This is a genomic window from Luteimonas sp. J29, from assembly GCF_000472505.1.
Taxonomy (GTDB): domain Bacteria; phylum Pseudomonadota; class Gammaproteobacteria; order Xanthomonadales; family Xanthomonadaceae; genus Luteimonas.
In genome coordinates, this window is the sequence record NZ_AWZR01000007.1 from 242,373 (window position 1) to 267,467 (window position 25,095).

The 25,095-nt window shown below is 72.2% G+C and carries 28 protein-coding genes; 24 read left to right on the top strand and 4 right to left on the bottom strand.

All coding sequences use genetic code 11. The annotated features are described in order from the left end of the window. Positions 1–208: 208 nt before the first annotated feature. The 6 genes from fusA to LUTJ29_RS18185 all read left to right on the top strand — a co-directional run bounded on the left by fusA (position 209) and on the right by LUTJ29_RS18185 (position 4,918). Positions 209–2,272, top strand: coding sequence for an elongation factor G (fusA, locus tag LUTJ29_RS0113180; protein ID WP_027072924.1), 2,064 nt, complete (start codon positions 209–211; stop codon positions 2,270–2,272). A 14-nt stretch (positions 2,273–2,286) separates the two neighbouring features. Further along, positions 2,287–2,709: a DUF2784 domain-containing protein gene (locus LUTJ29_RS0113185; RefSeq protein WP_043741400.1), complete on the top strand. Its 423-nt coding sequence runs from the start codon at positions 2,287–2,289 to the stop codon at positions 2,707–2,709. Between the two features lie 125 nt (positions 2,710–2,834). Further along, positions 2,835–3,218 (top strand): HU family DNA-binding protein, encoded by a 384-nt coding sequence (locus LUTJ29_RS0113190; protein ID WP_027072926.1) that lies wholly within the window; start codon positions 2,835–2,837, stop codon positions 3,216–3,218. A gap of 106 nt (positions 3,219–3,324) precedes the next feature. Next, entirely contained in the window at positions 3,325–3,705 is a 381-nt protein-coding gene (locus LUTJ29_RS0113195) for a DUF533 domain-containing protein (protein WP_027072927.1), read from the top strand. Between the two features lie 34 nt (positions 3,706–3,739). Further along, the gene (locus tag LUTJ29_RS0113200) at positions 3,740–4,171 is read left to right on the top strand and encodes a hypothetical protein (RefSeq protein WP_027072928.1); all 432 of its coding nucleotides are present in this window, start codon (positions 3,740–3,742) and stop codon (positions 4,169–4,171) included. A 66-nt stretch (positions 4,172–4,237) separates the two neighbouring features. Next, positions 4,238–4,918 carry a hypothetical protein gene (locus tag LUTJ29_RS18185; protein WP_051323011.1) on the top strand — a complete coding sequence of 227 codons (681 nt, stop codon included), beginning with the start codon at positions 4,238–4,240 and terminating at the stop codon, positions 4,916–4,918. A gap of 36 nt (positions 4,919–4,954) precedes the next feature. Here the strand turns inward: LUTJ29_RS18185 and LUTJ29_RS0113210 are convergent, their stop codons facing one another. Next, complete coding sequence (locus LUTJ29_RS0113210; protein ID WP_027072929.1) at positions 4,955–5,437, bottom strand: SET domain-containing protein-lysine N-methyltransferase; 483 nt, start codon at positions 5,435–5,437, stop codon at positions 4,955–4,957. 176 nt (positions 5,438–5,613) lie between these two features. Here LUTJ29_RS0113210 and LUTJ29_RS17490 point away from each other — a divergent pair, with 176 nt between their 5' ends. Beyond that, positions 5,614–6,171, top strand: a complete 558-nt coding sequence (locus LUTJ29_RS17490) for a cytochrome C (RefSeq protein ID WP_198012685.1) — start codon at positions 5,614–5,616, stop codon at positions 6,169–6,171. On the opposite strand, the gene LUTJ29_RS18710 is transcribed toward LUTJ29_RS17490, so the two are convergent. Continuing rightward, positions 6,147–6,320 (bottom strand): hypothetical protein, encoded by a 174-nt coding sequence (locus tag LUTJ29_RS18710; protein ID WP_156911575.1) that lies wholly within the window; start codon positions 6,318–6,320, stop codon positions 6,147–6,149. The genes LUTJ29_RS17490 and LUTJ29_RS18710 overlap by 25 nt on opposite strands. Before the next feature lie 192 nt (positions 6,321–6,512). Here LUTJ29_RS18710 and LUTJ29_RS0113225 point away from each other — a divergent pair, with 192 nt between their 5' ends. From LUTJ29_RS0113225 to LUTJ29_RS0113285, 13 genes are all read left to right on the top strand, one after another. Beyond that, complete coding sequence (locus tag LUTJ29_RS0113225; RefSeq protein WP_027072930.1) at positions 6,513–6,968, top strand: SUF system Fe-S cluster assembly regulator; 456 nt, start codon at positions 6,513–6,515, stop codon at positions 6,966–6,968. A gap of 17 nt (positions 6,969–6,985) precedes the next feature. Then, on the top strand, positions 6,986–8,455 hold the full coding sequence (gene sufB / locus LUTJ29_RS0113230) for a Fe-S cluster assembly protein SufB (RefSeq protein WP_027072931.1): 1,470 nt from the start codon (positions 6,986–6,988) through the stop codon (positions 8,453–8,455). An 86-nt stretch (positions 8,456–8,541) separates the two neighbouring features. Then, positions 8,542–9,306: a Fe-S cluster assembly ATPase SufC gene (sufC, locus tag LUTJ29_RS0113235; protein ID WP_027072932.1), complete on the top strand. Its 765-nt coding sequence runs from the start codon at positions 8,542–8,544 to the stop codon at positions 9,304–9,306. Further along, on the top strand, positions 9,303–10,562 hold the full coding sequence (gene sufD, locus LUTJ29_RS0113240) for a Fe-S cluster assembly protein SufD (protein WP_043741402.1): 1,260 nt from the start codon (positions 9,303–9,305) through the stop codon (positions 10,560–10,562). Before sufC ends, sufD begins: the two co-directional genes overlap by 4 nt. Continuing rightward, complete coding sequence (locus LUTJ29_RS0113245) at positions 10,559–11,839, top strand: cysteine desulfurase (RefSeq protein WP_084524877.1); 1,281 nt, start codon at positions 10,559–10,561, stop codon at positions 11,837–11,839. Before sufD ends, LUTJ29_RS0113245 begins: the two co-directional genes overlap by 4 nt. A gap of 132 nt (positions 11,840–11,971) precedes the next feature. Next, positions 11,972–12,508 carry a GNAT family N-acetyltransferase gene (locus LUTJ29_RS0113250; RefSeq protein WP_027072935.1) on the top strand — a complete coding sequence of 179 codons (537 nt, stop codon included), beginning with the start codon at positions 11,972–11,974 and terminating at the stop codon, positions 12,506–12,508. Next, positions 12,505–12,837, top strand: coding sequence for a non-heme iron oxygenase ferredoxin subunit (locus tag LUTJ29_RS0113255; protein WP_027072936.1), 333 nt, complete (start codon positions 12,505–12,507; stop codon positions 12,835–12,837). Before LUTJ29_RS0113250 ends, LUTJ29_RS0113255 begins: the two co-directional genes overlap by 4 nt. Positions 12,838–13,406: 569 nt before the next feature. Beyond that, positions 13,407–15,878, top strand: coding sequence for a TonB-dependent receptor (locus tag LUTJ29_RS0113260; protein WP_027072937.1), 2,472 nt, complete (start codon positions 13,407–13,409; stop codon positions 15,876–15,878). Positions 15,879–15,906: 28 nt separating this feature from the next. Then, entirely contained in the window at positions 15,907–16,551 is a 645-nt protein-coding gene (locus tag LUTJ29_RS0113265; RefSeq protein WP_027072938.1) for a PepSY-associated TM helix domain-containing protein, read from the top strand. A 27-nt stretch (positions 16,552–16,578) separates the two neighbouring features. After that, positions 16,579–17,094 carry a DUF2271 domain-containing protein gene (locus tag LUTJ29_RS0113270; RefSeq protein WP_027072939.1) on the top strand — a complete coding sequence of 172 codons (516 nt, stop codon included), beginning with the start codon at positions 16,579–16,581 and terminating at the stop codon, positions 17,092–17,094. 34 nt (positions 17,095–17,128) lie between these two features. Continuing rightward, the gene (locus tag LUTJ29_RS0113275) at positions 17,129–18,010 is read left to right on the top strand and encodes a DUF4198 domain-containing protein (protein ID WP_027072940.1); all 882 of its coding nucleotides are present in this window, start codon (positions 17,129–17,131) and stop codon (positions 18,008–18,010) included. A 60-nt stretch (positions 18,011–18,070) separates the two neighbouring features. Then, positions 18,071–19,039 (top strand): FAD:protein FMN transferase, encoded by a 969-nt coding sequence (locus LUTJ29_RS17495; RefSeq protein WP_043741405.1) that lies wholly within the window; start codon positions 18,071–18,073, stop codon positions 19,037–19,039. After that, complete coding sequence (locus tag LUTJ29_RS0113285; protein ID WP_027072941.1) at positions 19,036–20,658, top strand: sulfite reductase flavoprotein subunit alpha; 1,623 nt, start codon at positions 19,036–19,038, stop codon at positions 20,656–20,658. Before LUTJ29_RS17495 ends, LUTJ29_RS0113285 begins: the two co-directional genes overlap by 4 nt. Here the strand turns inward: LUTJ29_RS0113285 and LUTJ29_RS0113290 are convergent. Together LUTJ29_RS0113290 and LUTJ29_RS0113295 are read right to left on the bottom strand one after the other, a co-directional pair. Continuing rightward, positions 20,652–21,248, bottom strand: coding sequence for a HutD family protein (locus LUTJ29_RS0113290; RefSeq protein WP_027072942.1), 597 nt, complete (start codon positions 21,246–21,248; stop codon positions 20,652–20,654). The two genes, LUTJ29_RS0113285 and LUTJ29_RS0113290, sit on opposite strands and share 7 nt — an antisense overlap. Positions 21,249–21,419: 171 nt before the next feature. After that, positions 21,420–21,749, bottom strand: coding sequence for a ComEA family DNA-binding protein (locus LUTJ29_RS0113295; protein WP_027072943.1), 330 nt, complete (start codon positions 21,747–21,749; stop codon positions 21,420–21,422). Positions 21,750–21,961: 212 nt separating this feature from the next. Here LUTJ29_RS0113295 and LUTJ29_RS0113300 point away from each other — a divergent pair, with 212 nt between their 5' ends. The 4 genes from LUTJ29_RS0113300 (at position 21,962) to LUTJ29_RS0113315 (ending at position 25,027) form a co-directional block, all read left to right on the top strand. Further along, the gene (locus LUTJ29_RS0113300; protein WP_198012686.1) at positions 21,962–22,375 is read left to right on the top strand and encodes a hypothetical protein; all 414 of its coding nucleotides are present in this window, start codon (positions 21,962–21,964) and stop codon (positions 22,373–22,375) included. A 260-nt stretch (positions 22,376–22,635) separates the two neighbouring features. Next, a complete protein-coding gene (locus LUTJ29_RS0113305) occupies positions 22,636–22,995 on the top strand; it encodes a VOC family protein (protein ID WP_027072945.1) in 360 nt (119 codons plus the stop codon). Between the two features lie 195 nt (positions 22,996–23,190). Next, the gene (locus LUTJ29_RS0113310) at positions 23,191–24,684 is read left to right on the top strand and encodes a M20 family metallopeptidase (RefSeq protein WP_027072946.1); all 1,494 of its coding nucleotides are present in this window, start codon (positions 23,191–23,193) and stop codon (positions 24,682–24,684) included. Between the two features lie 79 nt (positions 24,685–24,763). Further along, positions 24,764–25,027: a GlsB/YeaQ/YmgE family stress response membrane protein gene (locus LUTJ29_RS0113315; protein ID WP_027072947.1), complete on the top strand. Its 264-nt coding sequence runs from the start codon at positions 24,764–24,766 to the stop codon at positions 25,025–25,027. Positions 25,028–25,095 lie beyond the last annotated feature (68 nt).

A 25,095-nucleotide genomic window follows, 5' to 3' on the forward strand; every position in this document is an offset into this window, starting at 1 on the left:
CCGGGGCCGCGCTGTCGCGATAAGGTGGCCCCCCGCCATGACGCCCCTCGAGCGAACGCTCGCTCGGCAGCGTTCCTCCTCCCGTGGACTGCCATGACGGCCGCAAGCGGATCCGCCCGCGGAACGGGACCACGGCGCCCGGGCAGCGACGCGGATCTCCCCGCAGACGCCGGCCGGCGGCCGGCCCCAGCAAGGGAGGATCGGCCCCATGCCCCACTCGACGCAACAGATCCGCAACGTGGCCCTGGCAGGCCACCCCGGCGCCGGCAAGACCACCCTGTTCGAAGCCCTGCTGCATGCCGGCGGCGCGATCCAGACGGCAGGCACCGTCGAACGCGGCAACACCGTGTCCGACTTCGATCCGGTGGAGAGGCAGCGCGGGCATTCGATCGACGCCGCGATCGCGAGCCTCGACCACGCGGCCGGCCCCGCCGGGCCGGTACACCTCAACCTCGTCGACCTTCCCGGCTACCCGGACTTCCGCGGACCCGCGCTTGCGGCGCTGGCGGCGGTGGACACCGCGCTGGTGGTGGTCGATGCCGCGGGCGGCGTCGAACACGGCACCCGGCGGCTGATGGCGCGCGCGAAGGAACGCGGCCTGTGCCGCGCGATCGCCATCAACCGCATCGACGCCGACGGCGCGGATCCCGGGCAGGTGCTGGAGCAGCTGCGCGAGGCCTTCGGCACCTGCGTGCTGCCGCTCAACCTGCCCGCCGCCGGCGGCACCCGGGTCGTCGACTGCTTCGGCCAGTCCGATGGCGACAGCGACCTCGGCCCGGTGGCCGACTGGCACCAGCGGATCCTCGACCAGGTGGTCGAGATCAACGAGACGGTGATGGACCACTACCTGGAACTGGGCGAGAGCGGGCTGCGCGGCGACGAGCTGCACGACGCGTTCGAGCAGTGCCTGCGCGAGGGCCACCTGGTGCCGGTGTGCTTCGTCTCCGCCCGCACCGGCACCGGCGTGCGCGAGCTGCTCGACATCGCCGCGCGCCTGTTCCCGCACCCGGGCGAGGCCAACCCGCCACCGTTCGTGAAGGGCACCGGCGCCGACGCGCAGCCGTTCGCGACCCGGCCCGACCCCGATGCGCACGTGGTCGCCGACGTGTTCCGGATCCTGCACGACCCCTTCGTCGGCAAGGTCGGCGTGTTCCGCGTCTACCAGGGCACGGTGCGGCGCGACAGCCGCCTGTTCGTCGACGACGGGCGCAAGCCGTTCCGGGTGGCGCACCTGTTCCGGCTCCAGGGCAAGGACCACGTCGAGATCGACGAGGCGGTGCCCGGCGACATCGCCGCGGTGGCCAAGGTCGAGGAACTGCACTTCGACGCGGTGCTCCACGACAGCCACGACGAGGACCACATCCACCTCGCGCCGGTGGCCTTCCCCACGCCGATGTTCGGGCTGGCGGTGGAAGCGGGCAGCAAGGGCCAGGAGCAGAAGCTGGCGACCGCGCTGCAGCGCCTGGCCGAGGAGGACCCGTGCTTCCACGTCGAGCACGAGGAGGAGACCCGCGAGACCGTCGTGCGCGGCCTGTCGGACCTGCACCTGCGGGTGCAGATCGACCGCCTGCGCGACCGCTTCGGGGTCGAGGTGCGCACCCGCCCGCCGCGCATCGCCTATCGCGAGACCATCTCGGCGCCGGCCGAAGGCCACTACCGCCACCGCAAGCAGACCGGCGGCGCCGGGCAGTTCGGCGAGGTCTTCCTGCGGGTCGAGCCGCTGCCGCGCGGGGCCGGGTTCGAGTTCGTGGACGAGGTCAAGGGCGGCGTGATCCCCTCGCAGTTCCTGCCCGCGGTGGAGAAGGGCGTGCGCCAGGCGCTGCGCTCGGGCGCGATCGCCGGCTTTCCGATGCAGGACCTGCGGGTGGTGGTGTACGACGGCAAGCACCATCCGGTCGACAGCAAGGAAGTGGCCTTCGTCGTGGCCGGCCGCAAGGCGTTCCTCGACGCGGTGCTCAAGGCCGGGCCGCAGGTGCTCGAGCCGGTGGTCGACCTGGAAGTGCACGCGCCCGAGTCGTGCATGGGCGACATCAGCGGCGGCCTGGCGGCCAAGCGCGCGCGCATCAACGGCACCGACGCCACCGGCAGCGGCGACGTGGTGGTGAGCGCCCAGGTGCCCCTGTCGGAACTGGAAGGCTACGCCGCCGAGCTCAAGTCTGTGACCGCGGGCCGCGGTCGCTACACCCTGGATTTCAGTCACTACGAGCCGGTCCCGCCGCAGGTGCAGCAGGCGCTCGCGGCCGCATGGCGGCCGCGCCAGGACGACGACTGAGCCGGCGCGCGCGCATGACGCCTGGCCTGGCCGCCCTGCTCGCCGACACGGTCCTGGTCCTGCATGCGGGGGTGGTGGCGTTCGTGGTGCTGGTCGCGCTGGCGGTGCCGCTGGGCGGCGTGCGGGGCTGGCGCTGGGTGCGCGGATACGCGCTGCGCAGCGTGCACCTGGTGCTCGTGCTGGTGGTCGCGCTGCAGGCCTGGCTGGGCCGGCTGTGTCCGTTGACCACCTGGGAACAGGCGCTGCGAACCCGAGCAGGCCGGGACACTTACGGCGAATCCTTCATCCAGTACTGGCTGTCGCGGCTGATTTTCCTCGAGGCCCCGTGGTGGGTGTTCGTGCTCGGCTACACCCTGTTCGCCGGACTCGTGGCCGCCGGTTGGTGGCGGTGGCCGCCCCGTCGGCGGAGGGGGCGCCCGGGTCGAGGCGGGCGCTGACGCCCGCATTTTTTCGCGATTTCCTATTGGCGGCGGGTTGTGGATGTCCTACATTGCGCCTGCCGGCATGTACGGCCACCACACATACGCTGATCACATCACCCAGACGAGGGAACACAAAACCCATGGCAAAGAAGAAGGCCACGACCAAGAAGGCTGCCGCCCCGAAGAAGGCTGCCAAGCCTGCCGCGCCGAAGGCGATCAAGGAACCGCTGAGCAAGTCGGGCCTGGTCGCGCACATCGCCAACGCCACCGCCGTCGCCGCCAAGGACGTCCGTGCCGTGCTGGGCGCGCTCGAGGGCGCGATCCACGCTTCGCTCAACAAGAAGGGCGCGGGCTCCTTCACCCTGCCGGGCGTGGCCAAGTTCACCGCGGTGAACGTGCCGGCCAAGCCGCGCCGCAAGGGCATCAACCCGTTCACCAAGGAAGAGCAGTGGTTCGCCGCCAAGCCCGCCTCGGTGAAGGTGAAGGTGCGCGCGCTCAAGAAGCTCAAGGACGCGGCTGCCTGATCCAGGCGCCACGCCAGGAGTCGACCGGACGGGACGGCGCTGCCGTCCCGTTCTGTTTCCGGCGTTCGCGATCGCGAATGCCGTGCATGCCACGAGGACCGGGCGCATGGACCTCGACGGATTCCTCGGCCACCTGCTGCGCCCGGCGGCGCCGTCCACCCTCGCCGGACGCGACGGACGCGCCGGGATCGGGGGCATGCCCGAATCGGATTGCGGCAAGGGCGCCCTGGCCGGCGGCGCGCTCGGCCTGCTGCTCGGCCCGGCGCAGGTCGCGCGTGCCGCGAGCGCGCCCGAACCGGCCGCGGAGATGCGCCTGGCCGGTCTCGTGGCCTGCGGCGCCGACGACGACATGGAGCGCGCCTGCCCCGACGCACTGGCGCGCCAGCCCGGCATCGACGAATCCCTGAAGCAGCGTCTGGAGCAGGGGTTCCGTGCCGCGGCGGGCTGGGCGGCCGCGGTCGTCGACGCCCCCTCCGCCGCGCAGTAGCATGGCCGCGGCCATGGCTCGGGAGGACGGTGCGATGGACAAGCGGTTCTGGGTCTGCGGCGCGGTGATGACGTTCGCCGCGCTGGTGCTGACCCTGCTGGTCCACGCCGTGCTGCTCGGCGGCCACTACGCCGAACTCGGAGCGATGTACCGCGACGCCGGCGACGGCGCGCGTCGTTTCGGCTGGCTCCTGTTCGCGCACGCGCTGGTGGGCCATGCGATGACCTGGGTGTTCGCGCACGGCTTCGACCGCGGGCGTCCCACCCTCGCCCAGGGCCTGCGCTTCGGCCTGGCGATGGCGCTGTTCGGACCGGTCCCGGCGACCCTGCTGCAGTACGCCATGCAGCCGCTGCCCGGCGCGCTGGCCGTGCGCCAGGCGGTGCTGGGCACGCTGGCGATGCTGCTGCTGGGCATGCTGCTGGCGTGGCTGCAGCCACGGCGGGTCGCACTGGGCGAACCGGGCTGACCGCCTTCACCACCGGTTCGGCCGGCGCGGCGCACACTCGCGCCCCCCGCCAGCACCCACCGGCCCATGGCCCGCACCGCATCCGGTCCAGGATCCACGCACTCCGCCGCGCGCATCGCCTGCGTCCTGCTGCTGGCGGCGCTCGCCGGCGCCTGCGGCGAACGCGCCGGCGACCAGTCCACGCACTCCGGCGACGACGTCGAACCGTTGCCCGCACCGGCGCAGGTGCAAGGCTCGGTCACCGGCATGCCCGGGAAACCCGGTCCGGGCGAAGTGCCGCTCTCCGGCGATCCGCCGCCTCCGCCCCCGCGACCGGAAGGCATCGCCATGGACCTCGAACGGCTGGAGGACAACCCGGAGACCGGCCTGGCGACGCCCGCGACCGGAGACGCGGCCCAGGTCGTGCGCGACTACTACGCGGCACTCGCCGCCCGCGACCATGCCCGCGCCTATGCGGCGTGGTCCGACGGCGGCCGGGCAAGCGGACTGGACCCGGCCGGGTTCGCCGCGTCGTTCGACGACGTGATCGGCATCGAGGCGACGGTGGGGGAGCCGGAACCGGTGGCCGACGCGGACGGCGCGCGCCAGGCCGAAGTCCCGGTGATGGTCACGCTGGTGCGCGCGGACGGCAGCCGCCGGCGCATGGCGGGCCGCTTCCTGCTGCGTGCCGGGAGCGCCGGGGGCGAAGCCGCTGCCGGGGCGTGGAGGATCGTGTCCGCGGACCTGCGCGAGGCCGCGTCGCCCTGACCGCGCGCGGTGCGCGGCCGGGCCGGCGGGGACCGCTCAGCGCTTGGGCTGGAGCATCGTCCCCGTGCATTTCTTCGAGCCGCAGCGGCAAGCCCAGAGCTTCTTGAGCTTCGCGGTGTGCGGCTCGTCGAGCACGATGCCGTAGTTGTAGGTCAGCTCCTCGCCGGGGCGGATGTCGCGCAGGGCGACGATGAACACCTTGTCCTTCTCCGAGCGTCCCTTCGGGTCCTCCTCGATCTCGGACTCGCAGTTCGGCTCGCAGCTGTGGTTGATCCAGCGCGCGACGTTGCCGCGGATGTTGGCGTCGATCACGTACTCGTCGTTGAGCGTGAACAGGAAGGTGTGGCCGTCCTCGTCCTCGTCGCCGTACTCCTCGTCCACTTCCTCGTGGGTGCGCAGCTTGCCCTTGTACTGGACGATGCGCTCCCCCTTCCGGATCGGGGCGATGGCGAACACGCCATTGCCGTGGATCGGGGACTTGCGGGCTTCGATCTTCGTCTGCTTGGTGCTCTTCGACATCGTGCGTTCACGGGCGGAGGGAGGCGGCATTGTGGCATGGGTGCGCCGCTCGACGCCCCGTGGCCGGGCGGGGTGCGGGAAGTCACCGTGACCGGCAGGCCGGGACCGCCGGAGTGCGTCCGGTCCCGGTCGCGGCAGGCGTTGGACCCGATCGCATCCACCCGCCAGGCCCGCCCATGCGCCCATATCCCGTCCTGCTGTTGACCCTGACTGCCACCGTCCTCGCCGCCACCGGCTGCCAGCGCGGCACCGCCGCCGCGGCAGCGCCCGCCGCCACGGCCGCCCAGGCCGCCGCCGCCGACCCGCTGGTGGCCGAAGGCGAATACCTGGTGCGGATCGCCGGCTGCAACGACTGCCATACGCCCGGCTACTCCGACCGCGGTGGCGAGGTGCCCCGGTCCGAATGGCTGGTCGGCTCGCCGCTCGGCCAGCTCGGCCCCTGGGGCACGACGTATCCCACCAACCTGCGCCTGAGCATCAACGCGCTCCAGGAAGACGAGTGGCTGGCCTACACCGCCAACCTGCACACCCGTCCGCTGATGCCCGACTTCGCGGTGCGGCAGATGCGCGAGCACGACCGCCGCGCGATCTACCGCTTCGTGCGTTCGCTCGGCCCGGCGGGCGACCCGTCGCCCAAGGCGCTCCCCCCGGGCCAGCAGCCGCCGCCGCCCTACCTGCAGCTGGTGCTCCCGGACATGGCCGCCGCGGCTCAGGACCAGAATCCGGTCCAGTAGCCGGCCAGCCCCAGGCCGAACGCGGCCCGGAGCAGGCCCTTGAAGGCGCGCGCGGCGCGCCAGACCAGGAAGATCGCGCCGCCCGCCAGGACTGCGCGCGGAAGGTCGAGGCCGCGGCCCGCGGCCCCCGGATCGACGTGGCTGGACATGGATGTCTCCTCTGCGTGGCCGTCCTCTCCCGGGACGGCCCCATCCTCCGCCGGCCGGACCGGCCGGGGCAGTCGCGCCCGTCAGGCGCCGCGGATGACGGCTGTCAGCTGAAGCGTTCCAGGCACGGCGTTTGAGCCGCGCGGACCGAAAGCGTACAATTTTGGTCCCCTTTTCGAGAACGGTTCGCATCCGTGCTGCGCGTCACCCGCCTGACCGATTACGCCACCGTGGTCATGACCGTCCTGGCCTCCCGGCCCGAGGCCGTGCTCAGTGCGGCCGAACTGGCCGAGCGCGCGGGCCTGGAAGTGCCCACCGTGAGCAAGCTGCTCAAGCCGCTGGCCCAGGCCGGCCTGGTGGAGGGCTTCCGCGGCGTGCGCGGCGGCTACCGCCTGGCGCGCCCCGCGTCCGACATCACCCTGTGCGACATCGTCGAGGCCATGGAAGGACCGCTGGCGATGACCGAGTGCAGCCTCGACCACGGCGAATGCGGCATCTCCCAGCAGTGCGGCGTGCGCGCCAACTGGCGCCGGATCAACGACGTGGTCGCCGAGGCGCTGCGCGGCGTGAACCTGGCGCAGATGCTCGACGACGCCCCGCCCTCCCCCGCTCCCGCCAGGCGCATCCCCGCGCGGCTGGCCACCGTTTGAGACGACAGGCAGCCCCCATGGCCACCGACATCGACACCCCCACCGCGGAACCGGTCGCGAACCGGGAAATCCACGAACAGCTCGGCCGCCGCTACGAGGCCGGGTTCGTCACCGACATCGAGTCCGACTCGCTGCCGCCGGGCCTGGACGAGGACGTGATCCGCGCCCTGTCCGCGCGCAAGCAGGAGCCCGAGTGGATGACCCAGTGGCGCCTGGCCGCGTACCGCCGCTGGCTGGAAATGCCGGTGCCGGACTGGGCCAAGCTCCGGATCGGGCCGATCGACTTCCAGGCGATCAGCTACTACTCCGCGCCCAAGGCCAAGTACAACTCGCTCGACGAGGTGCCGCAGGAGCTGCTCGACACCTACGACAAGCTCGGCGTGCCGTTGCACGAGCGGGCCAGGCTCGCCGGCGTGGCGGTGGACGCGGTGTTCGACTCGGTCTCGGTCGGCACCACGTTCCAGAAGGAACTGCGCGAGAAGGGCGTGATCTTCTGCTCGATGTCCGAGGCGATCCGCGAGCACCCGGAGCTGGTGCGCCAGTATCTGGGCACCGTGGTGCCCGTGGGCGACAACTACTTCGCCGCGCTCAACTCTGCGGTGTTCTCCGACGGTTCGTTCGTGTTCATCCCCAGGGGCGTGCGCTGCCCGATGGAGCTGTCCACCTACTTCCGCATCAACGCCGGCCACACCGGCCAGTTCGAGCGCACCCTGATCGTGTGCGAGGACAAGGGCTACGTCTCCTATCTCGAGGGTTGCACCGCGCCGATGCGCGACGAGAACCAGCTGCACGCGGCGGTGGTGGAGCTGGTCGCGCTCGAGGACGCGGAGATCAAGTACTCCACGGTCCAGAACTGGTACCCGGGCGACGAGGAAGGCCGCGGCGGCATCTACAACTTCGTCACCAAGCGCGCCGAATGCCGCGGCGCGCGCAGCAAGGTCACCTGGACCCAGGTCGAGACCGGTTCGGCGATCACCTGGAAGTACCCCTCGTGCGTGCTGCTGGGCGACGACTCGGTGGGCGAGTTCCACTCGGTCGCGCTCACCCACCACCGCCAGCAGGCCGACACCGGCACCAAGATGATCCACGTCGGCAAGCGCACCAAGAGCAAGATCGTCAGCAAGGGCATCAGCGCCGGTCGCGGCCAGAACACCTACCGCGGCCTGGTGAAGGTGGCCGCCGGCGCCGAGGGCGCGCGCAACTACACCCAGTGCGACAGCCTGCTGATCGGCAAGCAGTGCGGCGCGCACACCTTCCCCTACATCGAGGTGAAGAACCCCGACGCGACCGTCGAGCACGAGGCCACGACCTCCAAGATCAGCGACGACCAGCTGTTCTACTGCCGCGCCCGCGGCATCTCCGAGGAAGACGCGGTGAGCCTGATCGTCGACGGCTTCTGCAAGCAGGTCTTCAGGGAACTGCCGATGGAGTTCGCGGTGGAGGCCAAGAAGCTGCTGGACGTGAGCCTGGAAGGCAGCGTCGGCTAGCCGGAGCTGCCATTCCCGCCCGCGCGGCCCCACCCCAACCCTCCCCGCAACCGGGGGAGGGAGCAGACAAACGACCGGAACACATCATGCTCAAGATCGACAACCTCCACGCCAGCGTCGGCGGCAAGGACATCCTCAAGGGCCTCAGCCTGGAGGTGAAGCCGGGCGAAGTGCACGCCATCATGGGACCTAACGGCGCCGGCAAGTCCACGCTCGGCAACATCCTCGCCGGTCGCGACGGCTACGAGGTCACCGCCGGCACGGTCGAGTTCGACGGCAGGCCGCTGCTGGAGCTCGAACCGGAGGAGCGCGCCGCCGCCGGCCTGTTCCTGGCCTTCCAGTACCCGGTCGAGATCCCGGGCGTGAACAACACCTACTTCCTGCGCAGCGCGCTCAACGCCCAGCGCAAGGCGCGCGGCGAGGAGGAGCTCGACTCGATGCAGTTCCTCAAGCTGGTGCGCGAGAAGCTGTCGGTGCTGCACCTGGACGACAAGCTGCTGCACCGCGGCGTCAACGAGGGGTTCTCGGGCGGCGAGAAGAAGCGCAACGAGATCTTCCAGCTCGCGGTGCTCGAGCCGAGGCTCGCGATCCTGGACGAGACCGACTCGGGCCTGGACATCGACGCGCTCAAGCACGTCGCCGACGGGGTCAACGCCCTGCGCTCGCCCGAGCGCGCGTTCGTGGTGATCACCCACTACCAGCGCCTGCTCGAGTACATCCGCCCCGACGTGGTCCACGTCCTGGCCGACGGCCGGATCGTCGAGTCGGGCGGACCGGAGCTGGCGCAGCAGCTCGAGGAGCACGGCTACGCCTGGATCGCCGGGCGCCAGGCGCCGGAGGCCGTCGCGTGACCAGCCCGCTGCTCGAATCGCTGGCGGCCGGGTTCTCCGGCGACGCCGCGCGCCGCGCCCTGCTCGACGCCGCGCTGCGCGACGGCCTCCCCGGCCCGCGCAGCGAGCGCTGGAAGTACACCCCGCTGCGCGCGCTCGACCGGCGCACCTTCGGCGTCGCGGCCGCGGCCCCGGCCGTGGACGCGACGCTGCTGGCCGATATCCCCGCCCCGCGGGTCGTGTTCGTCAATGGCCGCTTCGACGCCGCCCTCTCGCGCCTGGACACGCTGCCCGATGGAATCGAACTCGGCGCAGGCACGCCCGACCGGATCGAACTCCCCGAAGCCACGGGCGACGCCCCGGTGCGCCCCGGCGACACCGTGTTCGCCCGGCTCAACGTGGCCCTGGCCGAGAGCGGCGTCGTGCTGCGCGCGGCCGCGGGCGCGGTCGCCGCGCAGCCGGTGCACCTGGTGTTCGTCGGCGCGCCGGGCGGGTCCGACGCGCTGGCCTGGCACCTGCGCCACCGGATCGAACTGGGCGCGGGCGCGTCGCTGCGCGTGATCGAGCACCACCTCGCCGACGGCGCGCACCGCCACCTGGACACCGCGACCGTCGCGATCTCGCTGGCGGCGGGCGCCCAGCTCGAACATGCACGCGTGCAGCGCGCGGCCGAGGGCGCGACCTCGTTCGCCCGTACCGATGCCGTGCTGCAGGCCGACGCCCGCTACCACCGCGTGGACCTGGAGCTGGGCGGCGCATTGTCGCGGCACGAGCTCAACGTGCGCCTGGAAGGCGAGCGCGCGGCGCTCGCCGCGCACGGCGTGCTGCTGGCCAATGGCCGCCGCCACGTCGATACGCGCCTCGGCATCGAGCACGTCGCCCGGGACACGAACTGCGAGCTGCTGTGGCGCGGCATCGGCGCCGGCCGCGGCCACGTGGTCTTCCACGGCGGCATCACCATCCACCCGGGCGCGGACGGTACCGACGCGCGGTTGTCGAACAAGAACCTGCTGCTCTCGGCGAATGCCGAGGTCGATACCCAGCCGGTGCTGGTGATCCACGCCGACGAGGTGCAGGCGGCGCACGGCGCCACCGTCGGCCAGCTCGACGCCAACGCGCTGTTCTACCTGCGCGCGCGCGGCGTGCCGCTGGACGAGGCGCGGCAGATGCTCACCGCCGCGTTCTGCCGCGAACCGCTTGCCGTGATCGAGGACCCGGCCGTGGGCGATGCGCTGCTGGCGCGCCTGGACGCGGCGCTGGAGGGCCTGTCCGCATGAACGCCGGACAGGCCACGCAGGCGACGGCCGGCGCGCCCCTGCGCGCGGGCGATGCCGCCGGCGGCGTGGACTGGACGCGGGTGCGCGCCGACTTCCCGCTGCTCCAGCGCCAGGTCCACGGCAAGCCGCTGATCTACCTCGACAGCGCCAACACCGGACAGAAGCCCGCGTCGGTCATCGCGGCCGTCGACGATTTCTACCGCCGCCACAACGCCAACGTCAGCCGCGCCGTCCACACTCTCGGCACCGAGGCCACCGAGGCCTACGAGGCCGCGCGTACCGCGCTGGCCCGCTTCCTCAACGTGCGTGGCGAGGAGCTGGTGCTGTGCAGCGGCACCACCTTCGCGATCAACCTGGTCGCGTACTCCTGGGCGCTGCCCCGGCTCAAGGCCGGCGACGTGATCCTGGTCACCCGGATGGAGCACCACGCCAACATCGTGCCCTGGCAGCTGGTGGCCGAGCGCACCGGCGCGGTGGTGCGTCCGGTCGACCCCACGCCGGACGGCGCGCTCGACCTCGACGCGCTGTACCGCGCGATGACGCCCGAGGTGAAGCTGCTGGCGGTCACGCACGTGTCGAACGTGCTGGGCACGGTGAACCCGGTGCGCGAGATCTGCCGCGAGGCCCGCCGGCGCGGCATCGCCACGGTGGTGGACGGCTCGCAGGCGGTGCCGCACCGCGCGGTGGACGTGGCCGCGATCGGCTGCGACTTCTACGCGTTCACCGGCCACAAGATGTGCGGGCCCACCGGCACCGGTGCGCTCTGGGGCCGGCGCGAGCACCTGCAGGCGATGCCGCCCTTCCTGGGCGGCGGCGAGATGATCCGCGAGGTCAGCTTCGAAGGCACCGTGTTCAACGACCCGCCGCACCGGTTCGAGGCGGGCACGCCCAACATCGCCGGCTTCGCCGGCCTGCGCGCCGCCGTGGACTACCTGCAGGGCGTGGGCATGGACGCGATCGAGGCGCGCGAGGCCGCGCTGCTGGCGCACCTGACCGACGCGCTCGACGCGGCCGGCGGCGTGCGGATCCTCGGCCGCGCGCCGGAGAAGGCCGCGGTGGTCTCGTTCCTGGTCGAGGGCGCGCACGCGCACGACCTCGCCACCCTGCTCGACCTGGAGGGCGTGGCGGTGCGCTCCGGCCAGCACTGCGCGCATCCGCTGCTGCAGTTCTATGGCGTGGCCGCGACCTGCCGCGCGTCGGTCGCGTTCTACAACACGCACGAGGAGATCGACGCCTTCGTGGCGGCGCTGCAGAAGGTGCGGCGGCTGCTGGCCTGACGGATCGGTCGCCGCCGAAGCCGCTCCTGCAGTTCCCCGCAGGAGCGGCTTCAGCCGCGACCCGCACCCGCCTCCCCCCTAGCCCCCGTCCGGCCACGGGCGCCAGCGCAGCCGCCTTCGTAGAATCCCCGCATGCACGACCCAGCCTTCCGCGCCGCCACCGAGGCGGACATCCCCGCCCTCGTCGCCCTCGTCACCTCCGCCTACCGCGGCGAATCCAGCCGCGCCGGCTGGACCACGGAAGCCGATTTCCTCGCCGGCCCGCGCATCGATCCGGAGGTGCTGCGCGCCGACCTGCTGCGCCCGCGCAGCCGGGTGGTGGTGGTCGACGGCGAGGGCGGCCCGGTCGCCTGCGCCCACGTCGCGAACCAGGATGGCGCCGGCTACTTCGGCATGTTCGCGGTGCGCCCCGGCCTGCAGGGCGGCGGACTGGGTGGCCGCCTGCTGACCGAGTGCGAGCGCATCGCCCGGGAAGAATGGGGCCTGCCGCTGATGCGCATGACGGTGATCGACCTGCGCGACGCACTGATCGCGTACTACGAACGCCGCGGCTACCGCCGCACCGGCCGCCACCTGCCCTTCCCCTACGGCGACGAGCGCTTCGGCATCCCGCTGCGCGACGACCTGCGCTTCGAGGTGCTGGAGAAGCCGCTGGAGGCCTTCGCGTGAGCCACACCTGGACCTACGTCTGCACCACCGCCGAGCTGCTGCCCGGCGAAATGCGCACCGCCTTCGACGAAGTGACCGGCGCCGGCATCGTCGTGGTCAACCTCGACGGCGACCTGTACGCGCTCGAGGACCGCTGCAGCCACGAGGACTTCGAACTCTCGGCCGGGCAGGTCGATCCGGCCGAGGGCAGCATCGAATGCGTGCTCCACGGTGCCCGCTTCGACCTGCGCGACGGCCGCGCCCTGTGCGCGCCCGCCTACGAGCCGGTGGCGAAGTTCCCGGTCAAGGTGGAAGACGGCGCGATCTGGGCGCGCGACGACCGGGAGTAGCGCGGGGCGGGCACAGGCGACGCCTCCCCCGCCCGCGATGCCTCCCTCCCTCAACCGTTGCCTCCCTCCCCCGGCCGCAGTACCTCCGTCCCTGCCCGTCGAGACTCCCTCCCCCGCCCGCGGGGGAGGGCCGGGGTGGGGGCAACGCGCATGAAATCCCTCCCCATGACCCGCCAGCAGGCCTGAAATCGCATCCCGCGCCCCCCCGCTCGGGGAAACAGCGAGGCGGCGGGCCACCACCGATCCCACCCCAACATGAGCATGGTTCTAACATTGCGTGTGAGAACTATTCTCGTTTAAGATGCGCGCCATTGATGCCGCCCCGTGGCGTCCGGATGGCTCCCGTGCCCCAGTTCCCGCGTACAACGCCCGCCGCAGGATCCCGCCGTGCAGGCGGGGCGCGGGTCGCGTCCCGCCAGGCGACAGGCCCTCTGGCCGCGTCTCCTCCCGGCCAGGCGCCCCCGTAGGCAAGCGTCCTCCCGCTCTCCCCTGAACGCGCCCGGCCGGCCAGCAGCCGCCCGCCAGGACCCAGGTCGCGCCCCACCGCAACCTTCCGACAACCCACTCGCATGCCCCTTCCTTCCGCCCGCACCGCGCGCCTGCGCCGGTCCCCGCTCGCCTGCACCCTGTCCCTGCTCATCGCCACGCCCGTCCTGGCGGCGCCCGGGCCCGATGCGGACCCGGTGGATTTCAACGCGGTCGTGGTCACGGCCTCCGGCTTCGAGCAGAAGATCGTCGACGCCCCGGCCAGCATCAGCGTGATCACCCGCGAGGACCTCGCGCAGCGCCCGTACATCACCCTGCTCGACGCGGTCCGCGACCTCGAGGGCGTGGACATCGGCGAGACCCGCGACAAGACCGGCCAGGGCACCATCTCCCTGCGCGGCATGGGTGCGGACTACACCCTGGTGCTGATCGACGGCCGCCGCCAGAACAATCATGGCGACATCTACCCGAACAACTTCGGCGGCAACCAGTTCAACCACATCCCGCCGCTGGACGCGATCGAGCGCATCGAGGTGATCCGCGGCCCGATGTCGACCCTGTACGGCGCCGACGCCATGGGCGGCGTGATCAACATCATCACGAAGAAGACGCTGGACGCCTGGTCGGGCTCGTTCACCGCCGGCCATACCTTCGAGACCGACGACGTGTACGGCGACGACCGGACGATCGACGCCTACCTCACCGGCCCGCTGGTCCCGGGCAGCCTGAGCCTGGCCGCGCGGGCCAGCTGGTACGAGCGCGATGCCTCCAATCCCGTGTATGCCGACGCGATCGATCCGGCCGGCGAGCCGCACGCGCGCGCGCTGGGCTTCGGCGGCGGCGGCAAGACGGTCGACAACACCAACAAGGCCGGCGGCATCACCCTGACCTGGACGCCGGACGATCGGCAGACAGTCAGCTTCGACTACGACAGCTCGCGCCAGCAGTACGACAACGCGATCCGCCGCAACGACGACGGCGTCGAGGAGTACCCGGTCGGCACCGTGGACAACTACGGCGCGGTGCTGCGCATCGGCAACAGCGGCCGGGTGGAGCCGCGCGCCGGCTACGCCCCGCGGCAGCGCTTCAGCCGCGACACCTGGTCGCTCGCGCACGAAGGCAGCTGGGGGTCCGGCAACACCCAGGCCGTGCTCTCGCACGTCCAGACCCGCAACGAGGGCCGCACCCTGCCGTTCACGGTGGCCGAGCGCCAGCAGCTGCAGGCACTGTGGAACGCCGCCTGCACGGCGATGGGCGGCAGCGTCGGCGGCAACGGCTTCTGCCCCACCGCCGGCACCGGCTACGCGAACTCCAACGCCTGGAACAACCAGTCCGAGGCCGACAAGCTGGAGGTCCTGCGCGCCCACCTCGGCGACGACGCCTACGCGCAACTGCTGGGCTTCCTGCCGCGCCCGGCGCGCACCCTCGAGAGCGCCCAGTACACCCTCGACCTCAAGGCCGACGTCGCGTTCCAGGCCCGGGGCCGGCACACCCTGGTGCTGGGCGCCCAGGTCGTGCGCGGCGAGTTGACCGACGGCGTGTTCGGGATGGAGGCCGGCACCCCGGGCGGCAGCCAGGACCACGACATGTATTCGCTGTTCGTCGAGGACACCTGGGAGGTCTCCGGCCCGTTCTCGCTCACCGGCGGCGTGCGCTACGACAACCACGACGTGTTCGGCAGCCACGTGAGTCCGCGCCTGTACGGCGTGTACGCCATCGGCCCGCGCTGGACGGTCAAGGGCGGCGCCAGCACCGGCTTCAAGACGCCCAGGACCACCGACCTGTACGACGGCGTGATCGGCTTCGGCGGGCAGGGCACCACGCCCTTCTTCGGCAATCCCGACCTGCAGCCCGAGACCAGCCGCAGCGTGGAGCTGGCCGTGTACTGGCAGCACCCCGAGGGCCACGACTTCAATGCCACCGTGTTCCGCAACACCTTCGACGACAAGATCAGCTCCCAGCCCTGCGGCCCCGGCACCGGCCTGGCCTGCTCGGACACCGGCGAGTACGCCGACCTCGGCTACGCCAACAGCAGCCGAACGGTGAACATCGACAAGGTGGTGATCCAGGGCGCCGAGCTCTCGGGCCGCTGGCAGGTGACCGACGCGGTCTCGCTGCGCGCCAACTACACCCATACCGACAGCGAGCAGAAGAGCGGCGCCCAGGCCGGGCTGCCGCTCACCGACAGCGCCCGGCACATGGCCAACGCGAGCCTGGACTGGCAGGCCACCGGGCGCCTGCGCCTGTTCCTGAAGGGCGAAGCGCGCTCGCGACGCTTCTCCGACCTGCACCCGGTGACCGGCGAGGAGCGCTACTACCGTGACTACAGCGTGTTCCACCTGGGCGGCTCGTACGCGGTGAACGACGCGGTGACGCTCAACGCCCGGATCAACAACCTGTTCGATCGGGACTTCACCACCTACGATACGCAGTTCAGCGACCTCGACGGCGACGGCGTCTACGAGGACGGCACCAACGAGGTCATCTACTTCGACCACTACAACAACAAGGACAAGGCCCGCAGCGTCTGGCTGAGCGTCAACGTCAGCTTCTGATCCGCGCCGCCGACCCGAAGCCCGCAGCATGACGCCACGAACCGCTTCGATCCCCGACCTGTCCCGCCAGCAGCGGCGCGGCTTCTGGCTGCGCACGCTGCACCAGTGGCACTGGATCAGCTCGGCCGTGTGCCTGGTCGGCATGCTCCTGTTCGCGGTCACCGGCATCACCCTCAACCACGCGGCCCTGATCGAGGGCGATCCGCGGGTCGACAACCGCCAGGCCGTGCTGCCCGCGCCGCTGCTCGAAGCGCTCGGCGACATGCCGGACGGCAATGCGCCGCTGCCGGCGCCGGTGGCGGCATGGCTGTCCAGGCAGTTCGACGCGCCGATCGGCCGGCAGGAGGCCGAGTGGTCCGGCGGGGAGGTCTACCTGTCGCTGCCCGGCCCCGGACGCGACGCCTGGCTGAGCATCGACCGGCGCAGCGGCGAGGTCGAGTTCGAGCGCACCTCGCGCGGCACCATCGCCTACCTCAACGACCTGCACAAGGGACGCAACGCCGGGCCCGCCTGGGGCTGGTTCATCGACGTCTTCGCCATCGCCTGCGTGGTGTTCACCGTCACCGGCCTGTTCCTGCTGCAGCTGCACGCGCGCCAGCGCCGCATGACCTGGCCGTACGTGGGGCTCGGCCTGCTGGTGCCGGTGCTGCTGGCGCTGCTGTTCATCCACTGATTCCACAACGACCCGGGAAGTCCGCCCATGCGCCTCCAGTTGACCGTCGCCCTCGGCAGCCTGCTCGCCGTGCCCGCGCATGCCGCCGACGTCACCGTCTCGGTCCAGATCCCGCAGCTGCGGGTGGCCGAGTACCACCGTCCGTACGTGGCGGTGTTCGTCGAGGACGCCGCCGGCAAGCACGCCGCCAACCTCTCGGTCTGGTACCTGAGCCGCGACACCGCCGAAGGGCACGGCACCAAGTGGCTGCCCGACCTGCGCCAGTGGTGGCGCAAGTCCGGCCGCACGCTGGAGCTGCCCGTCGACGGCGTCACCGGTCCCACCCGTCCCGCCGGCACCCACGAACTCGGATTCGACGATGCGCATCCGGAACTGGCGAAGCTCGCCCCCGGCGAGTACGTGCTGGTGGTCGAAGCCGTGCGCGAAGTCGGCGGTCGCGAACTGCTCAGGATCCCCTTCAGCTGGCCGGTGACGTCCCCGCAGAGCGGGCGCGCCCAGGGCAGCAGCGAACTCGGCGCGGTCTCGCTCAGGCTCACGCCCTGACCGCGCGCATTCCGATCACGACAAGGAGCCCTCCATGAAGCGCAGTTCCCTGCTCGCCCTCGCGGTCGCCGCGCTGCTGCCGCTATCGGCCGCCGCGCACAAGCAATGGATCATTCCCTCGCAGGCCGTGGTCAACGGCAACGACGCGTGGGTGACCTTCGACGGCGCGATCTCGAACCAGCTGTTCTTCCCCGACCACGTGCCGATGCGGCTGGACAACGTGACCGCCACCGCGCCCGACGGCAGCACCGTCGAGCTGCATAACGCCAGCACCGGGAAGTACCGCAGCACCTTCGACGTCCGGCTCGAGCAGCCGGGCACCTACCGCATCGCCAACGTCAACGACGCCCTGTCCGCGCGCTGGGACACGCCCGAAAGCCTGGCCGCGAAGGCCGCGGCCGAAGCCGAAGGCAAGCCAGCCAGCGGCCCCGGCGCGCCGCCGGCCACCCGCGGCGGCTTCCTGCGCGGGGCCACGCCCGGGGATCTGGCGACAAAGGTGCCCGCCGACGCGATCGGCCTGCAGGTCACGCAGGCGATCACCCGGGTGGAGACTTTCGTCACCAACGGCGCGCCCACAACCGGCGCGCTCGCGCCGACCGGCCGCGGCATCGAGCTGTCGCCGGTCACCCATCCCAACGACCTCTACGCCGGCGAGGAAGCCACGTTCCGCTTCCTGGTGGACGGCGAGCCGGCCGCGGGCCTGGCGTTCGAGATCGTGCGCGGCGGCACCCGCTACCGCAACGCGCAGGAGGAGATCCTCGCCACGACCGACGCCGAGGGCCTGCTGCGCGTCACCTTCCCCGAGCCCGGCCTGTACTGGCTGGAGACGAGCCTGGAGGACGAGCGCCCGTCGGTGCCCGAGGCCACGCGGCGCCGACTCGGCTACGTGGCGACGCTGGAGGTGCTGCCGCAGTGATGGCGCCCCGCGGCGCGCGGCGGGGCTGATGCCAGCGCCTCCGCGCCACCACGCCCGGCCATGAGCAGCAGCACCGCCCCCGCCAGCGCGTCCGTCGTGCACACCCTGTACGGCGAAACCATGGGCACGCGCTGGCGCGTGGACCTGGTCGCGCCGCGGGACATGCTGCTGCACCCGCTGCACGCGGCACTGCAGGCGCGACTGGACGCGATCGTCGCGCAGATGAGCACCTGGCGCGACGATTCGGACCTGATGCGCTACAACCGCGGCGCACCCGGCAGCTGGCATCCGTTGGCCGACGACTTCTTCGCCGTGGTCGACTGCGCCCTGCAGGTCGCCGCGGCCAGCGACGGCGCCTTCGATCCCACCGTCGGCCGCCTGGTCGGCGCTTGGGGATTCGGGGCCCATGCCGGGCCGCGCGGCGTGCCCGATCCGCGGCTCCTGGCGGAGGCACGCAGCACGGCCGGGTGGCGGCGGCTGGAGCTGCGGCGCGGCACGCGCGAGCTGCTCCAGCCGGGCGGCACCTGGCTCGATCTCTCGGCGATCGCCAAGGGCTACGCGGTGGACGCGCTGGCGGCGCTGCTGCGCGCGCGCGGGATCCCGGCGGCGCTGGTGGACGTCGGCGGCGAGCTGCGCGGCTACGGCCGCAAGCCGGACGGCGCGGCCTGGCGGGTCCTGGTCGAAGCCGGCGACGACGCCGTCGCCGACCCCTGCGTGGTGGCTTTGGACGACGCCGCGGTCGCGACCTCGGGCCCGTACTGGCAGCGTTACGAGGTCGAGGGCCGCGAGTGCTCGCACACCATCGACCCGCGCACCGGAAGGCCCGTGACCGACGCGCCGGCGGCCGTCAGCGTCGTCGCCGGCGACGCGATGCGCGCCGATGCCTGGTCGACGGCGCTTGCGGTGATGGGCGTGGGCGCCGGTGAACGGTTCGCGCGGGTGCACGGACTTGCCGCGCGCCTGCTTCCCGCCGGCCCCGGCGCGACGCCGCGCACGACGCCCGATTTCGAAGCACGCCTGCTGCGATGAAGTCCGCGCACCCGCCACATCCCCGCTGGCGCGCCGCGCTCGGCAACGGCGCGATCCTGGCCGTGCTGCTGGCGACCGCAATCGCGCTGCTGCCGCTGCACGGCGATGCATGGTGGCCGGCGATGCCGCGGCCGCGCGACTGGTGGTCGGCCGCTGCCAGCCTGGCGCTGTACCTGGCACTGTGCGCATGGCGGCTGCCGCGCGGCCGCGGGCGGCGCTCCGACGACGGTGGCGCGGCGCTGCCGTGGCTGGTGGCGCACGCGAGCCAGACCGGCTTCGCCATGGAACTGGCCGGGCACACGGCCGCCTCGCTGCGCGCCGCGGGCGCGCAGGTCGTGCTGCGTCCGCTGTCGGACATCGACGCGCCGCTGCTGGCGCGCACGCAGCGCGCGCTGTTCATCGCCAGCACCACGGGCGAAGGCGATCCGCCCGACCTCGCGCTGTCGTTCCTGCGCGACACCATGGCGCAGGCGGCGGACCTGGCCCGCCTCGAATACGCCGTGCTGGCCCTTGGCGACCGCGACTACGCCCGCTTCTGCGCCTTCGGCCACCGCCTCGACCAGTGGCTGCGCCAGTGCGGCGCGCGTGCACTGTTCGACCTCACCGAAGTGGACAACGGCGACCCGGGCGCGCTGCGCCACTGGCAGCACCACCTCGCGCTGGCCGCGGGCGCGGCCGCGATGCCCGACTGGACGCCGCCGCGCTACGAGCGGTGGACGCTGGCCGCGCGCACGCTGCTCAATCCGGGCAGCCAGGGCGGTCCCGCGTTCCACCTGGTGCTGCGCCCGCCACCGGGCGCCGCACCGGAATGGCAGGCCGGCGACATCGCCGAGGTCGGACCGCGCAACGCTCCGGCAGCCGTCGAGGGGCTGCTCGCGGCGACCGGACTCGATGGCGATGCCGTGGTCCGGTTCCGGTCGCAGGCAACCACGCTGCGCGAGGCGCTGGCCGCCGCCCACCTGCCCGACCCGGCGACGCTGCCCGCCCGTCCGCAGGCCGTGGCGGATCTGCTGCAGCCCTTGCCGCACCGCGAATACTCGATCGCCTCGCTCCCCGCAGATGGCGCAGTGGAACTGCTGGTGCGGCAGATGCAGCGCGAGGACGGCCGCCCCGGCCTCGGCAGCGGCTGGCTGTGCCGGCATGCACGGGTGGGCGACACGATCGACCTGCGCATCCGCGCCAATCCCCAGTTCCATCCACCGGCGGGCGACCGCCCGCTGCTGCTGGTCGGCAACGGCACCGGGATCGCCGGGCTGCGCGCCCTGCTCAAGGCGCGCGCCGGCGCGGGGGCGAGGCGCAACTGGCTGCTGATGGGCGAACGCCAGCGCGCGCACGACGCGTTCTTCGAAACCGAGCTCCGGCGCTGGCTCGACGATGGCGTGCTCGAACGCTGCGATTTCGCCTGGTCGCGCGACGAACCGCGCCGCTACGTGCAGGACGCGCTGCGCGAGCAGGCGCCGCGGCTGCGCGCATGGGTGGACGAGGGCGCCGCGATCTATGTCTGCGGCAGCCTCGCGGGGATGGCGCCCGGCGTGGACGCGGTCTTGCGCGAAGTGCTCGGCGAGGACGTCGTGGACGCGCTGCGCGAGCAGGGCCGCTACCGGCGCGACGTCTACTGAGCCGCCCGGCGCGGATCGATCCGCACCAGCAAGGCCTCGCCGCTGCCGTCGAAGGCATGCCGCGTGCGCGCCTGTCCTGCGCCGAGCAGCGCGGTGTCGCCAGCGGCCAGCGGCGGCAGCCCGGCCGCATCGCCATTGAAGACGACACGGCCGGTCAGCAGGTGCAGCACCCAGGTCGAGCCGGGGTCGGTGAACACCACCATGGTGCCGACCATCGGCCGATGCCACAGCTGGGCCTCGACCACCTCGCGCCGCCACATCAGGTTGAAGCAGGTGGCGCGGCCGCCCTGCGGCAGGCCCTCCACCGCGCGCTCGCCGTCGAACCGCAGGCGCTGGTGGGGCCGCTGCAGCGCGTGCCGCCCGCCATCGGCGAAGACCAGCTCCAGGCCCTCGCCCTCGAGCAGGACCAGCTCGCGATCGACGCCGGGGAACCGCGAGAAGGCGGCCGGCGCCTCGACCTCCGCGATCGACAGACGCCAGTCCCAGGAGTCTCCGCCCTCGGCGTGGATCTCTCGGGTCCAGCCGAGCCCGTTGCGCCAGCGTTCGCGCCGGTACTCGTGGGCGGGGATGAGGTGTACGCGGGGCTGCATCCGCGGAAGTCTAGCCGCCCACGCCGCGCGGCGCGGAACGAGCGCCGCCCGCCATGCCTTCCCTGGCACGGAACGGGCGGCGGGTACGTCCCTGTATGACGGCGGCACGCCGTCCCGCGGGGCCTCCTGCCCCACCCGGCGCGCGTCCCTGCGCCCCGGAAGTCGACCGGTTCAGCGCGTCTGCGCAGTGGCGCGGGTGGGCGCGGCCGCGGGCCTGGCCGGCGCCGGGCCGGCGTTGACCACGATACGGTCCCGGTTCAACTCGACGGTCCGCAGGCCGATGCCCTTGACCTCGGCGAGCTGTTCGGCGCTGCGGAACGGCCCGTTGGACTTGCGATGGGCCACGATGGCCTCGGCCTTGGACGCGCCGACGTTCACCAGCACGCGTTCGAGGGTGGCGGCGTCGGCGGTGTTGATGTTGACCTTCTCGGCCGCGATCGCGTTGCCGGCCATCGCCAGCGCGAGCAGCAGGACCGCCAGCAGGTGCCTGATCGTGTTCATTCCTGTCTCCTTGGAGTGATGTGGTGTCCATTCCCCGGCCGCGTCCAGCGTGCCGGCAATTGGAGTCTCGCGTGGGCGCCGGCACCTGCCCTATCGCCATGGGGTCCCGTGCGCGCCGGGTTAGTGCGGCATCGGGAGTGGGAAAACCCCTACCCTTGACCCCGCGTGGCGCGCACGCGAATACTCGGGACGGCAGCATCGGGGACTCCGGAATGCCCAGGCGACCGGCCGGCCATCGTCATCCCGTCACCACCAAGGTCGACGGCCACCGCGCCCTGGCGCTGGCGGCGTGCGCCGCCTTCCTCGTGGTGGGCATCCCATACTGGGCCAGGCCCTTGTCCGGACTGTCGCTGCCCCGCGACATCCTTGGCGTGCCACTGGTCGCGGTCGGCGTGCTCGCGGCGCTGTCGTGCATCGTCGGGCGCACCGGATTCTGGAAGACCGGCCTGGCCGTATCCGCGTCGGTCCCCGCCGCAGTGATGGCCCGTGTCGTGTGCGAGGCCAGCCTCGTCCCCGGCACGCACAACCTGTGGCCGTTCGAGCTGGTCCTGGTGGCGGGCCCTGCGCTTGCCGCAGGCTTCTGCGGGGCGGCGGTCGGAAGCCTGCTCCGGAGGCTCATGGCCTGACCGGGCCCACGGTTGCCGGTCGCGCGCGTGCGCAAGGGGACGGCAGGCAATTGAACGCGCGCAGCGACGGGAGCACGATGGCGCCGCGGACAGCGGGCGCGCGACCGTGGCCGGACGGTTCACCGCGTTGCTGGCGTCCCTGCCCCTGGCGACGGGCGGGGTGACGGGCTGCATCCTGCGCGCCCGCCATCGGCCAGGGTGGCCAGCTTCCGCACGCGCCCGCCTGCGGCGATCGCGATGCCACGACCAGGGAGGCCTCCATGCCGGAGCACGGGAAGATCAACTACGTCGAGTTCCCCAGCCGCGATCCCGAGGCGACGAAACGGTTCTTCGGCGAAGCCTTCGGCTGGACCTTCGAGGACTACGGACCCGACTACATCGCGTTCTCCGGGCAAGGCCTGGATGGTGGCTTCTACCGCTCGGCGCTGGCGGCGCGAACGGCCGTCGGCAGCGCGCTCGTCGTCCTCTACAGCAACGACCTCGAGGCGACGCTGCGCAAGGTGCAAGCCGCGGGCGGCACCATCGTCAGGCCGGTCTTCGCCTTCCCGGGCGGCCGCAGGTTCCACTTCACCGAACCTGGCGGCAACGAGCTCGCGGTGTGGTCGGATCCGGCGGAGTGATCCGACCGCGGAACTGAACGTTCCGCCGGCGCAGGACACGAGCGGGCGGGCATCGCGAACGCACGCGACAGCGCGGTGTTCGCGCGGATCACCGGCCCGGCCGCCAACGCGGCGCCCCTGCCCCGCCGCGCCGGGTGAAGGGCCCGTGCGCGGCCGCGGCGGTACAATGACGCTTTCCGCATACCGGCAGGCACCATGGACGCAGGCAGGATCGATCGCTACGTGGGCACCAAGTGGGACGACGACATCGTCCCGCAGCTCGTCGAGTACATCCGCATTCCCAACAAGTCGCCGATGTTCGACGCCGACTGGGAACAGCACGGCTACATGGCCGACGCGGTCAAGCTGATGGAATCCTGGGCCCGCGCGCAGGACATCCCCGGCATGCAGGTCGAGGTGGTGCAGCTGGAAGGCCGCACGCCGCTGATCTTCATCGAGATCCCGGCCGCGCACGGCGGCAGCAACGACGACTGCGTGCTGCTCTACGGACACCTCGACAAGCAGCCGGAGATGAGCGGCTGGGACGACGACCTCGGCCCGTGGAAGCCGGTGCTGCGCGACGGGAAGCTTTACGGCCGCGGCGGCGCCGATGACGGCTACGCGATCTTCGGTTCGCTCGCCGCGGTGATGGCGCTGCAGGAACAGCAGGTGCCGCACGCGCGCTGCGTGGTGCTGATCGAGGCTTGCGAGGAGTCGGGCAGCTACGACCTGCCGGCCTACGTGGACCACCTGGCCGAGCGCATCGGCCAGCCTTCGCTGGTCGTGTGCCTGGACTCGGGCTGCGGCAACTACGAGCAGCTGTGGTGCACCACGTCGCTGCGTGGCCTGGCCGGCGGCAACCTGACCGTGGAGGTGCTCGAGGAAGGCGTGCATTCGGGCGACGCCTCGGGCGTGGTGCCCTCGAGCTTCCGCCTGCTGCGCCAGCTGCTGTCGCGGATCGAGGACGAGCAGACCGGCCGGGTCCTGATCGAAGGCCTGCACGCGCAGATCCCTCCCGAGCGCCTGGAGCAGGCGCGACGCGCGGCCGAGGTGCTCGATACCGCGATCTACGACAAGTTCCCCCTCGTGCCCGGCCTGCGGCCGATGGCCGACGACCTCACCGAGCTGGTGCTCAACCGGACCTGGCGACCGGCGCTGTCGGTGACCGGCATGGGCGGCATCCCGCCGCTGGAGTCGGCCGGCAACGTGCTGCGCCCGCGTACCGCGGTGAAGCTCTCGATGCGCCTGCCGCCCACCGTCGACGGCAAGGCCGCCGGCGACCTGCTGCAGGCCGAACTGCTGCGCGACCCGCCCAACGGCGCGCGGGTGACGGTGGCGATGGAGAAGGCGGCGACCGGCTGGAACGCACCGGCGCTCGCGCCCTGGCTCGCGCAGGCGATCGACGCCGCCAGCCAGGAATTCTTCGGCCGCCCGGCGATGTACATGGGCGAAGGCGGCTCGATTCCGTTCATGGGCATGCTCGGCGAGAAGTTCCCCGGCGCGCAGTTCATGATCACCGGCGTGCTTGGGCCGCACTCCAACGCGCACGGGCCGAATGAATTCCTGCACATCGACATGGGCAAGAAGGTGACCGCCTCGGTCGCGCGCGTGATCGCCGAGCACCAGCTGGCCAGCCAGCGCGGCGAAACCACCGGCGCGGCGGTCGCGCCCGACAGCGGCACGCGCCACGGCGACCACGGCTGCTGCTGAGGTCCGGGGCCGGCGGGACTGGCGCACGGGCGCTGGTCCTGCCAGCCTTGCGCCTGATCTTCGACAAGGGGGAATACGCATGCACGGAGTCTTCGGCGGCGACAGCTGGCTGTGGATCATCGTCGTCGGCCTGGTGGTCGGCCTGCTGGCGCGACTGCTCAAGCCCGGCCGCGACCGGATGGGCCTGGTCCTCACCACGCTGCTGGGCATCGGCGGCGCGCTGCTGGCCGGCTGGGTCGGCCGCACCATGGGCTGGTACGCGCCGGGCGAGAAGGTCGGCTTCCTCGCCTCGCTGGTGGGCGCGATCGTGATCCTGCTGGTGGTGGGCAAGCTGCGGCGCTGAATCCGGAAAGGGGATCGCGCGGTCGTGGCGGGACGCGGCGATGAACGTTGCGGGCCGTGCGGGCCGTG

Excerpts from the sequence above, each read along its gene's own strand:
- sufB (WP_027072931.1), top strand. The coding sequence starts at position 6,986 with ATGGCCACCGACATCGACACCCCCACCGCGGAACCGGTCGCGAACCGG.
- LUTJ29_RS0113275 (WP_027072940.1), top strand. The coding sequence starts at position 17,129 with ATGAAGCGCAGTTCCCTGCTCGCCCTCGCGGTCGCCGCGCTGCTGCCG.
- LUTJ29_RS0113300 (WP_198012686.1), top strand. The coding sequence starts at position 21,962 with ATGCCCAGGCGACCGGCCGGCCATCGTCATCCCGTCACCACCAAGGTC.
- LUTJ29_RS0113245 (WP_084524877.1), top strand. The coding sequence starts at position 10,559 with ATGAACGCCGGACAGGCCACGCAGGCGACGGCCGGCGCGCCCCTGCGC.
- LUTJ29_RS0113285 (WP_027072941.1), top strand. The coding sequence starts at position 19,036 with ATGAAGTCCGCGCACCCGCCACATCCCCGCTGGCGCGCCGCGCTCGGC.
- LUTJ29_RS18710 (WP_156911575.1), bottom strand. The coding sequence starts at position 6,320 with ATGTCCAGCCACGTCGATCCGGGGGCCGCGGGCCGCGGCCTCGACCTT.
- LUTJ29_RS17495 (WP_043741405.1), top strand. The coding sequence starts at position 18,071 with ATGAGCAGCAGCACCGCCCCCGCCAGCGCGTCCGTCGTGCACACCCTG.
- fusA (WP_027072924.1), top strand. The coding sequence starts at position 209 with ATGCCCCACTCGACGCAACAGATCCGCAACGTGGCCCTGGCAGGCCAC.
- LUTJ29_RS18185 (WP_051323011.1), top strand. The coding sequence starts at position 4,238 with ATGGCCCGCACCGCATCCGGTCCAGGATCCACGCACTCCGCCGCGCGC.
- LUTJ29_RS0113295 (WP_027072943.1), bottom strand. The coding sequence starts at position 21,749 with ATGAACACGATCAGGCACCTGCTGGCGGTCCTGCTGCTCGCGCTGGCG.
- LUTJ29_RS0113270 (WP_027072939.1), top strand. The coding sequence starts at position 16,579 with ATGCGCCTCCAGTTGACCGTCGCCCTCGGCAGCCTGCTCGCCGTGCCC.
- LUTJ29_RS0113260 (WP_027072937.1), top strand. The coding sequence starts at position 13,407 with ATGCCCCTTCCTTCCGCCCGCACCGCGCGCCTGCGCCGGTCCCCGCTC.
- sufC (WP_027072932.1), top strand. The coding sequence starts at position 8,542 with ATGCTCAAGATCGACAACCTCCACGCCAGCGTCGGCGGCAAGGACATC.
- LUTJ29_RS0113210 (WP_027072929.1), bottom strand. The coding sequence starts at position 5,437 with ATGTCGAAGAGCACCAAGCAGACGAAGATCGAAGCCCGCAAGTCCCCG.
- LUTJ29_RS17490 (WP_198012685.1), top strand. The coding sequence starts at position 5,614 with ATGCGCCCATATCCCGTCCTGCTGTTGACCCTGACTGCCACCGTCCTC.
- LUTJ29_RS0113310 (WP_027072946.1), top strand. The coding sequence starts at position 23,191 with ATGGACGCAGGCAGGATCGATCGCTACGTGGGCACCAAGTGGGACGAC.
- LUTJ29_RS0113250 (WP_027072935.1), top strand. The coding sequence starts at position 11,972 with ATGCACGACCCAGCCTTCCGCGCCGCCACCGAGGCGGACATCCCCGCC.
- LUTJ29_RS0113315 (WP_027072947.1), top strand. The coding sequence starts at position 24,764 with ATGCACGGAGTCTTCGGCGGCGACAGCTGGCTGTGGATCATCGTCGTC.
- LUTJ29_RS0113305 (WP_027072945.1), top strand. The coding sequence starts at position 22,636 with ATGCCGGAGCACGGGAAGATCAACTACGTCGAGTTCCCCAGCCGCGAT.
- LUTJ29_RS0113290 (WP_027072942.1), bottom strand. The coding sequence starts at position 21,248 with ATGCAGCCCCGCGTACACCTCATCCCCGCCCACGAGTACCGGCGCGAA.
- LUTJ29_RS0113200 (WP_027072928.1), top strand. The coding sequence starts at position 3,740 with ATGGACAAGCGGTTCTGGGTCTGCGGCGCGGTGATGACGTTCGCCGCG.
- LUTJ29_RS0113190 (WP_027072926.1), top strand. The coding sequence starts at position 2,835 with ATGGCAAAGAAGAAGGCCACGACCAAGAAGGCTGCCGCCCCGAAGAAG.
- LUTJ29_RS0113185 (WP_043741400.1), top strand. The coding sequence starts at position 2,287 with ATGACGCCTGGCCTGGCCGCCCTGCTCGCCGACACGGTCCTGGTCCTG.
- LUTJ29_RS0113195 (WP_027072927.1), top strand. The coding sequence starts at position 3,325 with ATGGACCTCGACGGATTCCTCGGCCACCTGCTGCGCCCGGCGGCGCCG.
- LUTJ29_RS0113265 (WP_027072938.1), top strand. The coding sequence starts at position 15,907 with ATGACGCCACGAACCGCTTCGATCCCCGACCTGTCCCGCCAGCAGCGG.